This is a genomic window from Bremerella cremea (assembly GCF_003335505.1).
Lineage (GTDB): Bacteria > Planctomycetota > Planctomycetia > Pirellulales > Pirellulaceae > Bremerella > Bremerella cremea_A.
The window spans coordinates 341,322-354,871 of the sequence record NZ_QPEX01000024.1; the positions used below are offsets into that span (position 1 = coordinate 341,322).

General features: G+C 54.4%; 12 protein-coding genes. 8 read left to right on the plus strand and 4 right to left on the minus strand.

Going from position 1 to position 13,550, the window contains the following annotated elements; all coding sequences use genetic code 11:
• Positions 1–100 precede the first annotated feature (100 nt).
• From DTL42_RS12805 to waaF, 4 genes are all read left to right on the plus strand, one after another.
• The gene (locus tag DTL42_RS12805; RefSeq protein WP_114369110.1) at positions 101–685 is read left to right on the plus strand and encodes a hypothetical protein; all 585 of its coding nucleotides are present in this window, start codon (positions 101–103) and stop codon (positions 683–685) included.
• Positions 686–699: 14 nt separating this feature from the next.
• Positions 700–1,065 carry an amidohydrolase gene (locus DTL42_RS12810; protein ID WP_114369111.1) on the plus strand — a complete coding sequence of 122 codons (366 nt, stop codon included), beginning with the start codon at positions 700–702 and terminating at the stop codon, positions 1,063–1,065.
• A gap of 140 nt (positions 1,066–1,205) precedes the next feature.
• On the plus strand, positions 1,206–2,708 hold the full coding sequence (gene rfaE2 / locus DTL42_RS12815) for a D-glycero-beta-D-manno-heptose 1-phosphate adenylyltransferase (RefSeq protein WP_234824191.1): 1,503 nt from the start codon (positions 1,206–1,208) through the stop codon (positions 2,706–2,708).
• Positions 2,709–2,717: 9 nt separating this feature from the next.
• A complete protein-coding gene (gene waaF, locus DTL42_RS12820; RefSeq protein ID WP_114369113.1) occupies positions 2,718–3,785 on the plus strand; it encodes a lipopolysaccharide heptosyltransferase II in 1,068 nt (355 codons plus the stop codon).
• Between the two features lie 7 nt (positions 3,786–3,792).
• On the opposite strand, the gene DTL42_RS12825 is transcribed toward waaF, so the two are convergent.
• The 3 genes from DTL42_RS12825 to DTL42_RS12835 form a co-directional block, all read right to left on the minus strand.
• Positions 3,793–4,014, minus strand: coding sequence for a BON domain-containing protein (locus DTL42_RS12825; RefSeq protein ID WP_114369114.1), 222 nt, complete (start codon positions 4,012–4,014; stop codon positions 3,793–3,795).
• A 181-nt stretch (positions 4,015–4,195) separates the two neighbouring features.
• A complete protein-coding gene (gene cysC / locus DTL42_RS12830) occupies positions 4,196–4,864 on the minus strand; it encodes an adenylyl-sulfate kinase (RefSeq protein WP_114369115.1) in 669 nt (222 codons plus the stop codon).
• A 129-nt stretch (positions 4,865–4,993) separates the two neighbouring features.
• On the minus strand, positions 4,994–6,070 hold the full coding sequence (locus tag DTL42_RS12835; RefSeq protein WP_114369116.1) for an acyl-CoA dehydrogenase family protein: 1,077 nt from the start codon (positions 6,068–6,070) through the stop codon (positions 4,994–4,996).
• A 403-nt stretch (positions 6,071–6,473) separates the two neighbouring features.
• Here DTL42_RS12835 and glgP point away from each other — a divergent pair, with 403 nt between their 5' ends.
• The 4 genes from glgP to DTL42_RS12855 all read left to right on the plus strand — a co-directional run bounded on the left by glgP (position 6,474) and on the right by DTL42_RS12855 (position 12,815).
• Positions 6,474–8,654 carry an alpha-glucan family phosphorylase gene (gene glgP, locus DTL42_RS12840; protein WP_234824192.1) on the plus strand — a complete coding sequence of 727 codons (2,181 nt, stop codon included), beginning with the start codon at positions 6,474–6,476 and terminating at the stop codon, positions 8,652–8,654.
• Between the two features lie 281 nt (positions 8,655–8,935).
• On the plus strand, positions 8,936–11,134 hold the full coding sequence (locus DTL42_RS12845) for an SHD1 domain-containing protein (protein ID WP_158545354.1): 2,199 nt from the start codon (positions 8,936–8,938) through the stop codon (positions 11,132–11,134).
• Positions 11,135–11,644: 510 nt separating this feature from the next.
• The gene (locus tag DTL42_RS12850) at positions 11,645–12,247 is read left to right on the plus strand and encodes an antibiotic biosynthesis monooxygenase (protein ID WP_114369119.1); all 603 of its coding nucleotides are present in this window, start codon (positions 11,645–11,647) and stop codon (positions 12,245–12,247) included.
• A gap of 94 nt (positions 12,248–12,341) precedes the next feature.
• Positions 12,342–12,815, plus strand: coding sequence for a hypothetical protein (locus tag DTL42_RS12855; RefSeq protein ID WP_114369120.1), 474 nt, complete (start codon positions 12,342–12,344; stop codon positions 12,813–12,815).
• Positions 12,816–12,838: 23 nt separating this feature from the next.
• On the opposite strand, the gene DTL42_RS12860 is transcribed toward DTL42_RS12855, so the two are convergent.
• On the minus strand, positions 12,839–13,441 hold the full coding sequence (locus DTL42_RS12860) for a DUF456 domain-containing protein (protein ID WP_114369121.1): 603 nt from the start codon (positions 13,439–13,441) through the stop codon (positions 12,839–12,841).
• Positions 13,442–13,550 lie beyond the last annotated feature (109 nt).

The following is a 13,550-nucleotide window of genomic DNA, read 5'->3' on the forward strand; positions in this document are numbered from 1 at the left end:
TTATCAGCCAGACCTCGCCAACACCCGCTTCGACCGTTAGAATGGGCAAAAGTCGTTCTAACAAGTATTTCCCCTTCGTATCCAACCGGAGATGTCCTAAATGCTCACCCTGCAACAATTCCTGTTCGTGATCGGTGGTATCGCCCTGACGGCGTTGTCGTGGGGAAGTTACGGTCCGGTGCTGCACGAAGGACAACATCACCTGGGCAACGACCGTATTAAGCCGCTCATCTGTGTCGGCTTGGCCTATTTGGTGGTCGCCGTGATCATTCCTTCCATCATCTTGATTGCCCAAGGGCGGTTTTCTGGCGACTGGACGTTCTCTGGCTTCACTTGGAGCTTCGCCGCCGGAACCGCCGGAACCTTTGGCGCGTTCGGCATCATTCTGGCCCTGACCAACGGCGGCAAGCCGTGGGTGGTAATGCCACTGGTGTTCGGCTTTGCCCCGGTGGTGACGACGTTTATTTCGTTGTTCTCGAAAAACCTTTGGAGCCAAGCACACCCGATCTTCTATGCCGGTTTGATCATGGTGGTGGCTGGTGCTGTGACGGTATTGATCTTCCAGCCGAAGCCGAGCCCACCTGCCAAGACTGCGCATGCCAGCAAAGAAGTCTCGCAATCAGAAGAGCCCCAAAACCCACTGATCAAAGCAGCTAAAGAATCTCACAAGCCCGAGACTGAATAGCCGTTGTGGATGCAATGAGCGAGACGCCCCTTTCTCCGGAAGCCCAGATGCAGGCCATCGATTTAGAGATGGCCCATCTATGGATGGTGCGTACCTTTCTGAAGCACGCCGAAGAGACGGAAGAGGACGACGAACTGCAGGAGGTTGCGCGGACTCTTTACGACTACATGCTTGCCCTTGGTCCGGCGGTTCAAGCCAACGATCCGACCGCCTATTTGAAACAAGCCAAGAAGAAATTCCGCAAGCTACGTCAGGCCTACGAGCTGTTCGAGGAAATTCAGCCTGAAATCTCGGACCACACCAACTTTAAAATGGCGGTCGTCAGTTGCCGCCAGGTGGTTCAGCGGGTCGAAGCACTGTTGAGTGCTAGCACAAATTAATTCTAGCGGGCGAGGTTCGCTATTTGCCTCGCTATCAATCCTCGCTATAACTGACGTCCGACCGTCCGACTAGGCATATCTCCATGGATGGAAGCAGCCTGGTATTTTTCGATTTTCCGCCGCGTCAAGGAAGACGAGCCGTGAGCCTCCCCCCGCTCTTGCAAGCGTTCAAATCGATGCGTCCCGCCAAGGCTTTGGTCTTGGGCGACATGATCCTCGACCGCTATACATACGGTAACGCGCAGCGTATCAGCCAAGAATCGCCAGTAATTGTCCTGCACGCCGACGACCAGGAACTTCGCCTCGGCGGAGCGGCCAACGTCTGCAACATGCTTAAGGGGCTCGATTGTCATGTGGTTGCCGCTGGCGTCCACGGACGAGACGAATCTGGCTCGCAGATGATTGAACTAGCTCAGAAGTTCGGCATCGATACTTCTCTGATCTCGTGCGATGCCTCGCGTCCAACGACGCTCAAGGAACGTTTTGTCGGTCGAGCCGGATCGCGGCACCCCAGCCAAATCTTGCGTGTCGATCACGAAAAAACGGCTCCGATTGCTGACTGGCTAGTCGAGAAAATCTACTCCGGTATCGAAAATCAAATCGAAGACTTCGACGTCATCCTCATTTCCGACTACGCGAAAGGAGTTTGCACGCCAAAGCTGCTGCAGCAAGTGATTCAACTTGCCAACCAACATAACATCCCGACTCTGGTCGACCCAATGCGCGGGCACGACTACGAGCGATACCGTGGCGCAACACTGCTCAAGGCCAACCGGATCGAAACCGAAATGGCGACCGGTGTTCCACTGAACGGCGTAGCCGATGCCTCAGCCGCTGGTAGCCAGCTATGCCAACAATTGGACCTGCAAGACGTAATCGTGACGCTCGATCGCGACGGCATGGCATTGGTTCATCGCGATGGTAGTTCGTCTCATTTCCCCACCCAAGCCCGCAGTGTTTACGATATCACCGGGGCCGGTGACATGGTCTTGGCGATGCTGGGGGCCTGCCTCGGCTCTGGACTCAACAAAGAATATTCGGTTCGCCTGGCCAATGTGGCCGCAGGCTTGGAAGTCGAGAAGTCAGGCGTAGCAGTGATTCCCCTGGCGGAAATCGAAGCCGAACTCCGCACCGACTTGCTGCCTGGCCAAAAGAAAATCGTCACCCACCAGCAAATCGCCACCTTAGCCGAAGAACATCGACGTCGTGGCGAGAAGATTGTTTTCACCAACGGCTGTTTCGATTTGCTGCACTTTGGGCACGTGACCAACCTGACCGAAGCCTCGAAGATGGGGGAAGTCCTGGTTGTCGGCTTGAACAGCGACGAAAGTGTTTCCAAGCTGAAAGGGCCGACGCGTCCTGTCATCAGCGAAACGGAACGCTCCGCGATGCTGGCCGCCCTGTCGTGCGTCGACTACGTGGTGGTCTTCGGTGAAGACACCCCCTACGAGCTGATCAAGGGGGTTCGCCCCGACGTCCTGGTCAAAGGTGGACATTACATTCCAGAAGAGATCCCCGGATTCGACGTGCTGCAAGAGTACGGTGGGGAAGTTCGCTTGGTCGATATCGTGGGCGGCTTTTCGACAACTGACATCATCCAAAAAGTCGCCGCGAACGAAACAATTCGTCGCACGGCCGCCTAAGGACCGACGATGGCTAACTTTCGAAACATCGCGGTCGTTTTGCCCAATTGGATTGGGGACGTCGTCATGGCCACGCCAGCGTTACGAGCGATACGCGAAGGCCTGACGCGTGGCGATCGGTTGGTTGGCATCATGCGTCCCTATGTGGCCGATGTTCTGGCTGGGACTCCGTTTTTAGATGATGTCATCTTATGGAACAAAAAAGCAAGCGATCCCAGCCAACGTTTTTGGAACGTGGTGAAGACGTTTCGCCAACAACGTTTCGATCAGGCCATTCTGCTGCCCAACTCGCTCAGTTCCGCTGGGCTGGCTTGGCTGGGCGGGGCGAAGCAGCGTATCGGTTATAAACGCTACGGACGTGGACCTCTGTTAACGCACAAGCTTTCTCCGCCAACACAACTTGGCAAGCGAGTGCCGGTCTCGGCAGTCGACTACTACGTAGCCTTGGCAGAACTTGCCGGGTACGAAGTTCGCTCGCGACAATGCCAACTGGCGACGACGCCTGCCGATGATTCGATCGCGCGACGTATTTGGCGCGACTTCCGTTTCTTCGATAAACGGGTGATCGCCTTTAACACCGGTGGAGCCTACGGCGGCGCCAAACATTGGCCGAAGGAATACTACACCGAACTCGCCCGTCGCCTAGTGCAAGACACACGCAATGCCGTGCTGCTGATCTGCGGCCCCAGCGAGCGCGAGGCTGTCGCTCAGATTGAACGGGAAGTGAATCACCCGATGGTGCGGAGCCTAGCCGCTGAGACACCTTCGATTGGTCTCAGCAAAGCGGTCATTCGCCACGCGTCGCTGATGATCACAACCGATTCTGGGCCAAGACATTTTGCAGCCGCTTTTAATGTTCCCTCGGTGGCTATTTTCGGGCCTACCGATCCGAAGTGGGCTGAAAACTACAACCCGCACGAATTGATCGTAGGGGCAGGAATCGAATGTAGCCCATGTGCGCAAAGAGAATGCCCCTTGAAGCATCATCGCTGCATGCGCGAGGTATCGGTCGAGCACGTTCTGAAAACCGCCCAGCAGCAGTTGTCGTGGGAAGCGGATCAAGCCAAAGCAGCCTAAGGCAAACCTACGCGTCCACGGTCACATCGTTACGAACTTTTACTTCGCCATCAATTGCGCGAACAAGTTCTTGGACAAGCTGCTTGTGGTAGAACGAACCTACCTCGCCGCGAAGACAGATGGTGTTGTCTTCAAATTCAACCTGAATGAAGCGTAGTCGTTGAATCGAACTTTCTTCCAAGGCCGTTACAACGCGCGAACGAATATCTTTCTCCGAGGAACTAATCATCCTATATCCTCTTGTAACCAAGCCGGGTTTCATCCCTCTCGGCATAAAACGCAGATGAAGTCTACAAGCAGGAAGACTCGTAAACTTGAAAGCTAGACGCTGCGGCATTTCCTTTGCGGCATGTTCCTCATGGACAGCGGTGCTATCGGTAGTTGTAGAAGGTGGTCAGGAAATGGTCAAGCTAAACCTTTGGCAGCTTGCCAAGTTCACGCAAGCAGGCAATCACTTGATCGGCCAGTTGGTCTGGAGAGGCCTCGCCACCGGCAAGATGCACCTCCGGGCTGGCCGGTGCTTCGTACGGGTCATCAATCCCCGTAAACCCCTTCAGCTCGCCAGCACGAGCCTTCTTGTATAGCCCTTTAGGATCGCGTTGTTCGCATACATCTAACGGCGTATCAACAAACACCTCGATAAAATCCCCCGTGCCGCCGCTTGCTTCAACGATCTTCCGGACTGCCTCGCGATCAGATCGATAGGGACTCACAAACGCAGTCAGCACCAAGACACCTGCCTGGCAGAACAGCTCGGCCACGGCCCCGATACGGCGAATGTTCTCGGTGCGATCTTCCGCGCCAAACCCCAAGCCAAACCGCTTGGCGAACTCTGGTTCGTACGATTGTTCGAGAATTTTTGTGCTAGCATTAAGTCCATGCCGCACGTTATCGCCATCTAAGAGAAACGTGTGAATCCCCAAATCATGCAACTTCTTGTCGACCGCATTGGCAACGGTGCTTTTGCCACTACCACTCAAACCGGTAAACCAAACCACGCCGCCGGCATGCCCATTCAGCGTTTCTCGATCCTTACGGGAAACGTGGTGATCGTGCCAGGTAATCTCAACTTTTTCCATGAATGACGCTTCGATTTTGGGGAATCAAGGGGAAGAGGGAGCTGTGTCTTGCGGGTAAACAAAGATGTGAGGCAACCACGCATTTGCTCTTCTAGCGGCGAGCTCTGTGGCTACCTCCCTCCTAGGCTTTCACTCGATTTTAGCAAGTTCGCACAGGTTCGCAGACAGGACGTTGGCCGGGCAACTCCAGACTAAGAAGAATAGGGCTTCGCGGCACCAGCGGCCGACAGGATGCGATTGCAAGTAGCCTGCCCCTTTCGCAGAGCTGAGTGCAGCCTGGGTGATTCGCAGGACTAAACTGTTCGCCCGCGTACGAATTTGCATCGGATCGCACGAGGGCGTTCCAGCGGCGGCCGCGATCAGGTCGTTCTTCAAACTGTCCAGTTCCGCTTCAAAACGTTCGGTTGGCTGAGCAAACTCCGATCGCTTCTCACGCTGCTCGACGAGAAAGCGATACGCGGCCGTCGATAGCCCCACCGCCAGAGTCGAGGTTTCCAAACCTCCGGTGTTCGCACCGCTGCCCCGTTTCATCACATCTTCACGCGGTCCATCAAGCACCCACTCTGCGGGACAAAATACTTGTTGAAAATTAACAGGGCCGGTCTGGCTGGCAGAAAGTCCCACAAGTTCCGCAGGCTCTCCAGCTTCAAGTCCGCTGACGGTGGTCGGTATCGCCAACAACAGTTGTCTCCCATCTTCCATACTTGCCCCAATTACCAGCGTATCGGCAGCCTTGGCTCCGGTAACCCACGGGCTATACCCATCCAATAGATAGCCACCATCTGCCTCAGTAGCTAGGAGCACGGGCTTCTTCAAGTGCTGGCGGCTCGTCGTTAGGTGCGAAATGCCCACCGTGGCAAAAGTTTTTCCCGCAAGCAAGTCTGGCAGCAGCTTGGCTTTGAGGTCTTCGTTCTCACTCGATGCGATACGGCGACAAGCTCCCGTGCGCTGCGTGATCACAAACGTAGTCGTGAGGCAAGCGGCGGAAAGCTCGATGTATCCCCGCACCACATCATCCCCCGACCACCCAAAGCCGCCCTGCTCTTGGGCGATGAACCAGCGGAAGACCGCATGATCTGCACATTTTTGTAGCTGCTGCCCAGGCCAATCTGCAGCGGACTGCAAGGAACCAGACATTTCACTTAGCTGCGTACAAAGCGCCCCAAGGTTAGGTGAATCGGGCGTGATGATTTCGTTATTCGACATTATGCACCTCGCGAGCACGCTGAAATGAGTACGTGCGTTGGATGTTGGCACCCGGTTTGCGTTCGCCTGAGCAGGCTAACGCTTTCTTCACAATCCATCATTCCGCATGCTCATAAAATAGCAACCCGTTGTTTGCGTACCGTATCTTCCACGAAGGGACTCAACTTTCGACACGGTTTCATTCGATCATTAAGTTACGGCAAGTTGGCAAGCTGCGAAAGGAATGCAGGATAACTCTTGATAGCTCGCCACTGCTTGCAACCATAATCCTGAACAAACCATGGTTAGCAAACGCTTCCGGGGTCGCCAGTTAGTAGCCAACTCGCTACATTGCCAGTGTGCATCGACTCCGAAAGGCTTGAATGTTCAATTTCATAGGTGACTGCTGATGAGCCAGGCTGAAATGACACGAACTGACGAAGAACCAGTGAAAGCACCCGTCGAGCTATCGGCCGATAAGTTGTACGAGAAGTGCATGTCTCTGGCCAATAACTTGTGGTGGACGTGGCAGCCAGATGTCTTCAACTTGTTCCGCGACCTCGACCCCATTCGCTGGCGTCAGTTGGATCACAATCCGATCGCGTTGCTCCGTGAATTCACACCGGAACGGCTAGAAACACGTGTGGCGGAAATGGTGCTCTACAGCCGCATCAACCACGCGTATCGCCGCCTTAAAGAATACATGGCCAGTTCCACCACTTGGGCCGATACCCACGCTGGTGTGCTGGGATCGAAGCCGGTGGCTTACTTCTCGGCTGAATTCGGCATTCACGAGTCGATTCAGATCTACTCTGGCGGTCTCGGCGTTCTCTCGGGCGACCATATCAAGAGCGCCAGTGGGCTGGGCGTGCCGCTGGTGGCAATCGGTCTGTTCTACGATCAGGGCTACTTCAAGCAGCACCTGAACGAAGAAGGCTACCAGATGGAAGAGTACCTCGACACCAAAGTCGAGAACCTTCCCATGAAGCATGCCGTCGATCCTTCCGGCAAACCAATCACCATTCAAATCGACCTTAAGGGTGGCAAGCTCTGGGCCAAGGTCTGGCAGATGAACGTCGGTCGCGTGCCGCTGTTCCTGCTCGACTGCGATGTCGACGGCAACAGCCCGGAAGATCGTGAATTGACCAGCCGTTTGTACGGTGGCGACGAGCGAACCCGTATTCGCCAAGAAATGGTGCTCGGCGTTGGTGGTATCAAAGCGTTAAAGGCTTTGGGCATTCACCCAGGCGTGTACCACCTGAACGAAGGTCACAGCGCGTTCGCTACGATCGAAGCGGTTCGCGAGCACATGCACGAAGATGGCATGAGCTTTGACGATGCCTTACGAGAAGTTGCCAAACGCACCGTCTTCACCACCCACACGCCGGTTCCCGCTGGTCACGACCGTTTCGACGCCGGCTTGATCGAAGAACACCTCGGTTTTCTGCGCGAGTCGATCGGCATCTCGCACGAACAACTCATGGGGTTGGGACGTGTTGATACGAACAATCAGGGCGAAACGTTCTGCATGACCGTTCTCGGCCTCAAAGCTTCCCGCCGGGCGAATGCCGTGAGCCAACTGCATGGGCACGTCTCGCGCAGCATGTGGGCTCACCTCTGGCCGTGGCGTGTCGAGGAAGAAATTCCGATCGGGCATATCACCAACGGTGTGCATATCCCGTCGTGGATCGCCTGGCAGATGCTGCAACTTTATGATCGCCACTTCCCCAGCGGCTGGTATCAGCGGATGGGCGAATCGGAAGTCTGGCAATCGATTCACAACGTCGACCCAGGCGAACTGTGGGAAACCCACGCAACGCTGAAGAATCTGCTGCTGCAGTTCGTCCGCCGCCGTATTTCGCGTCAGTGTCGTCGTCGAGGTGAAAACGATGATGCAGTGGAACGCGCACGAACCGTGCTCGATCCCAATATCCTCACCATTGGGTTCGCGCGACGTTTCGCCACGTACAAACGTGCTGATTTGCTGCTGACCGATGTCGATCGTCTTGTGGAAATGATGAGTGATCCACTGCGGCCAGTTCAGTTCATCTTCAGCGGCAAGGCTCACCCGAAAGACGAGCCCGGCAAGGCCAAGATTAAGAAAATCCAAAACCTGCGTCACGACCCACAGTTCCGTGATCGCATCGTTTTCATCGAAGACTACGACATCAACGTCTGCCGTCACATGATTCAAGGTGTTGACGTTTGGTTGAACAACCCGCGTCAGCCGCTGGAAGCCTCTGGCACCTCAGGTCAAAAGGTTGTTCTCAACGGTGGCTTGAACTGCTCGATCCTCGACGGTTGGTGGGCAGAAGCGTACGACGGACGAAATGGGTTTGCCATTGGCACCGGTCGTACTCATACCGACACAGCCAAGCAAGACGCCCGTGACGCAGAAGACCTGTACAAGGTTCTGGCCAACGAAGTCATTCCTCTGTACTACGACCGCGACGTCGACGGCCTGCCGCAAGGTTGGATCAAGCGAATGATGTACAGCATTGGCACGTTGGCTTGGCGATTCAGTGCTCACCGCATGGTGGCCGACTATACCAAGCTGTGCTATGTGCCCGCCGCTGGTGGCTTGAGTAGCCAAATGCCTACCTAGTTGAGCTGCTTGCTTGTTCAGCGAACGATAAATCAAAAAAAGACCTGCTAATGGCAGGTCTTTTTTCATTGGCAGCAAAACCTACGGCTCATCACGCAATTCTGGGAAATTTGGCCTGACACTCGCCTGCGTGCTTGCCATAATAAAATTCCTTCGATGGGTCGTTCCATTCTCCAATATTTTGGACTCCCTAGCGAATGTCGTGGTGAATCACGCACTGCAATCCGCACTTATCCTTATCTGCTTTTCCCTTCCAATGCGCCTGTGGCATGGTAAACGAGATGAATTTCAAGCAACGTATTCAAATTGGCTTACTGCTTTCGCTGGCCCTTCTCTTGGCGATTCCTCTGACGGCCAACGCTGGCCGTTTTAAACGTGGCGACACGGTTCAGATATACAAGAAGTTCTGGAAAAAATGGTACACCGGTACCGTCCTTGATATCAGCCGAAAAAGCGGACAACTCAAAATCCAATACCAGGACGGCGGCCGTCTTAAGACCGAAATATTCGATGAGAACATCGTTCGCTTCCCTTACGAAGAAGACGCGATCGCTCCAGCTCGTAACTGGACCGATGCCTCGGGTTCCTTTCAAGTGATGGCTGCCCCGCTAGGCATTTATGGCGACACGCTCAAGATTCGCAAGCCAGACATGGCCGAGCTTGAGGTTCCCATCTCGAAGCTGAGCGACGGTGATCAGCGGTATATCGATCGCATCCGCCGCTTCATGGGAGGTGCTGCTGCCCCCACACCGGTTAATCTGCCAATTACCCGATTCGGACGAAGCACCACCGATAACGAGTTCCAGCCGGCAATCTCAAGCGATGACCGTATCGCCATCTTGCCGGACCCGCTGCCTTCTTACATGAAGCTGAAAGAAGGAGGTGCCGCGTTTGGCCGGCTGGGTGATTTTAGCGATGGCGAAGAGTTCGGCGTGATCATTCCCGTGGGTGGCCCTGATTCGTTGGTTCTAGCGTCGGCGGAACGGCATCCTCGCAAAGGGGAAGCAACAACGCGTTTAATCTGGGTTTCCATTGCCGATAACAAGATTGCCGCTCAGCAGAAACTTCCACCAGAAGAATACGTACTGGACTACCACCCTCCATCGCACCGCCTGTTGACGTACAGCTACATCGATGGCGAAACGCTGGGTAGCAAAAAGAAGATTGCTTTAGCGATCTGGGAGGTCTTGCCAACGGACGAAATGGCTACACCAATTGTCCGCTGGGAAGCCCATCCGCTAGAAGGAACCAGCGTCGATCCATGGGCCCAGATTATTGACGGCCGGATTGTCTTGCAGCGATGGGACAAGGGAGAGTACGTCGGCTGGAATGTCGATCAAAAAAGCGTGGCGTACCGTCTCAAGCAAGAGTCCTTCCGCGACTCTTTGCCTGCGTTTAGTGGAACGAAGAAGTACGCCTTTCTACCAGAACAAGATCAAGTCCGCGTGTTTGATCCCATGTCGGGCATCATCTTAACGGCACTTCCGGCCCCGAAAGGATCCAAAGCAGTTGCGCTGAGCGAAGACGGTAAAAAGGCTGCCGTCCTCGACAACCATCAGCTTGCGGTTTGGGACTTAACCAATGCCAACGCCGAGCCGACTTATTTCCATGCGGACGATATTGGACGGGTCTCGGTCAAATCGATGTTTTGGCTCGGGGACGACAAGATCATGGTCAAAAGCTACCGCGAACTTCTCCTGTTTAGCCTCACCCAGCGCATCGTTATCTGGAGCTATCAGTTTGAATACACCACCAAGCATGGCGACGAAGAGCGTCCGCTGGTTCATATTGTAAACGACCACCTGGTGTACGGGGCCTCGGTTCGCGACAACAACCGCAACGAAGGGCTGGCCGTTGGCAATGTCAAACTGCCTGGCCCAAAAGTTGCCGATGTGTTCGATACGGTCAATCGCGAAGATCTAGAAATTACCAAACCAGGCGAGCGAGTTCGCTTGGAAGTTCGCTGTGGGGATCAACTCAACCGCGATGTTTATTACGCCATGCTCGCCAAGATCGAAGCCAACCAGTGGACTCTCGACGCCGAGAACCCCACGTTAATCATCTATGCCGATGCGACAAAAGGGGAAACCCAATCGACAACCTATTACAACAGTTCCTTCCTTTCGCGCGGCTCAAGAGAAGTAACGGTGTCGTACGTCCCCAATATCTACACGCTCAAGGTCATGAAAGGAAATGACCTCATCTGGTCAAGCCGGCGGCAAAGTGGTTCGCCGATGTTTATGACTCTGCGTGAGGGAGAAACGGCCCAGTCGAAGGTCAGCGAATCGCAGATACCGAATGTTTCGTTCTTTAAGTACGCCGACATCCCCAGCCGTATTATCCACAAGGATTACCGTCGTGGCCTAGGCACGACCCAGGTAACCACGCGCGGGTTGATCGCTGGTGCGTTGAAACCACCACCGCAGATCGATCGCACAAACAACTCGGTCGATGCGCAGGACGAAGATCCCTTCCAGTAACCGTCGTGGATGCAAGCAGAATGCAAAATCGGCCAGCGCGACGAGCACGCTGGCCGATTCGATTTCCTGGGATGTGGAATCCCTGGAATACGACTTGTTTAGCGGGGCGACCTTGAACGATCATCTCAAATGAAAGCCGCTTGCCAGCCCAGGCTTGGCTCTCTCGGAAAGCGACTCAGAAGCTTTCTCATGAATTTCTGCCAATCTTCATGATTCGTCAATGGCTATCAACGCAATACAGCCCAACTAGCGTGAAAACGATCCGGTAATCGAGGAACTCTTCCCATTCCAGAGCACGGGCACTCACCCACCACAAAGTAGCGATTACGAGGCTGCTTCCTTAACAAACTCGCTTCGCACGGTTCGCCCCGAACTAACACAAACGTAATGGTTCGCCCCCTAAACATTACCAGGCGTTGCCTCTTGGGAACGGAGCGTGAATGATAAAGTGCTTTGCTACCCTCGTGGATAACGAGAAAGATACTTCTAGCCCAAAACAACAAGCGTGTCATGAAAGCCTCTCCCCCTGATCGAGTTCACGTTGCGATCACGCATCAGGCCAAGCCCGGCAAGGAAGCCGAATACGAGGCTGCCTTGCGCGAGTTCGCACGCACTTCACTACACGAGCCTGGCACCACCGGCGTACTGCTTCTGGCTCCTGTTCCTGGAACGTACGGGTGCGAGTTTGGTATCTTGCGATCGTTTGAAAGCCAAGAAGCCTGTGACGCGTTTTACCAGTCAGAGCGGTTTCGAGAATTCTACGAACGAACCAAACCGCTGGTGGTCGATAAAGGAGTTCGCCGAAAACTGCACGGACTTGAGGCTTTCTTCCGTACTCCCAATTCCAATCCGCCTCCTAAATGGAAGATGGCCATCATCACTTGGTTGGCCGTGTTCCCCAGTTCCTGGCTATGGTCGACGGCACTTCCGCCTCTGCTGCCGAACTTGCCAGATCTGTTCGTGCGTGCTTTAGTCAACGTTTTCGTCGTGATCACCTTGGCCTGGCTCGTTATGCCGTGGTTTACGCGTTGGTTCATACCGTGGCTTTACCCTCCAGTACAACACATCGGCCTTCCCAGCCAAGCTGCGACCGCGACCTCGCCACAAGATTAAGAAAACGCTTTCTGGTTGCAGCCCTTAGCCACGACTACGATAATAGCCAGCTTTCTACCTAAGACCATTTCGAAGTCGAACGAGTAGCATCATCGTGACGAATCCCGAGCTTGAAGATTCCCCACCAGCGGCGATTCGTTTTTCCTTAAGTAGCGTTATTCTATGGATCGCGATCGCTGCTTTGATTTTGACCAACGTCATGATGTTCCAAGAGATCCGTGAAATCAAATCGCATCTCTTATCCTCGCCAGCCAACGGGCAGGCCATGCCGATCTCGGTGGAAAGGGTTGCTCAACAGTTTGCCCAAAACACGAACAATCCTTCCACAGTGACGACCAAAGTGGAAGACGTGCGTTATTCGCCCACCGAAGATACCTATCTGGTGAGCTTCAGTTGGACCATTACCGCCACCGGCAAAACGTGGCATTCCGATGTGCGGCTAAAAGGCGACGGTTTTGGTAACTACTTTGGGCAAATTCAAAGCGACCAATACAACCAGCCGTTGGGTAGGACGAGACCTTCCACCGTGGTGATTCAATCCCCCTCGCCGCTTACCGGCAATCCGTGACCAAGGGGCTAGAACGTCTGCAGCTATTGTTGCCCATCACTTCGAGAGACTTCTCCATGAGGCAGTGGCTTTGCCAGGGGGGCGCCGTTCATATCGAGAAAAGAATCGAGCGTGATCACCACTAACATGATCACCCCCATCGCCAACTTTCCGACTGTCCCCAGAATACGGCCAATAAAGGCTCCTTTACCGATCGCAAAGCGTTCTTCGGACGTCTTCTGGGTATTGTGTTCTCCCGCCCAAGCCCCGCCAAACGCCCCTAGTGCGCCTCCTAGCAGGGCACCGATCATTGTGCCGATAAAAGGGATGAAGCTAAGCAAGATCGCCCCGCCCAGGCTTCCCACAAAAGCACCCACCAACGAGAGAAAAATCCCCAGCTTGCTTCCTCCTTGCTTGGCTGCTCCAGCCGCGCCGGCCAGGAATTCGATAAGCTCCCCTAGCAAGGCAATCACCGCTGCCGCAATCACGACCTTCCAGCTAACGCGGGGGTAATAATCGGCAGGTAGAAAATAGGCATAAAGGATAGTAAAACCCAGCAAAATCCAATTGCCAGGCAAGGTGAACAACGTCGTCACCCAGGCAGCCATGTTGGCAAACATCAAAAGCGTGGCGGCAACGTAAGCCATAAGAATTGGTGCCTCAGAGGGTAATTTAAAACTGCCCTATTCTACGCGGCAAATCGCAGCAAACCAGTCAAGATGCCTCTCAGAAGCAATCGTCAGGTCGCTCCTAGGC

Bases quoted from the DNA above. Each gene is read 5' to 3' on its own strand.
- DTL42_RS12805 (WP_114369110.1), top strand. From the start codon at position 101: ATGCTCACCCTGCAACAATTCCTGTTCGTGATCGGTGGTATCGCCCTG.
- DTL42_RS12810 (WP_114369111.1), top strand. From the start codon at position 700: ATGAGCGAGACGCCCCTTTCTCCGGAAGCCCAGATGCAGGCCATCGAT.
- waaF (WP_114369113.1), top strand. From the start codon at position 2,718: ATGGCTAACTTTCGAAACATCGCGGTCGTTTTGCCCAATTGGATTGGG.
- DTL42_RS12825 (WP_114369114.1), bottom strand. From the start codon at position 4,014: ATGATTAGTTCCTCGGAGAAAGATATTCGTTCGCGCGTTGTAACGGCC.
- cysC (WP_114369115.1), bottom strand. From the start codon at position 4,864: ATGGAAAAAGTTGAGATTACCTGGCACGATCACCACGTTTCCCGTAAG.
- DTL42_RS12835 (WP_114369116.1), bottom strand. From the start codon at position 6,070: ATGTCGAATAACGAAATCATCACGCCCGATTCACCTAACCTTGGGGCG.
- glgP (WP_234824192.1), top strand. From the start codon at position 6,474: ATGACACGAACTGACGAAGAACCAGTGAAAGCACCCGTCGAGCTATCG.
- DTL42_RS12845 (WP_158545354.1), top strand. From the start codon at position 8,936: ATGAATTTCAAGCAACGTATTCAAATTGGCTTACTGCTTTCGCTGGCC.
- DTL42_RS12850 (WP_114369119.1), top strand. From the start codon at position 11,645: ATGAAAGCCTCTCCCCCTGATCGAGTTCACGTTGCGATCACGCATCAG.
- DTL42_RS12860 (WP_114369121.1), bottom strand. From the start codon at position 13,441: ATGGCTTACGTTGCCGCCACGCTTTTGATGTTTGCCAACATGGCTGCC.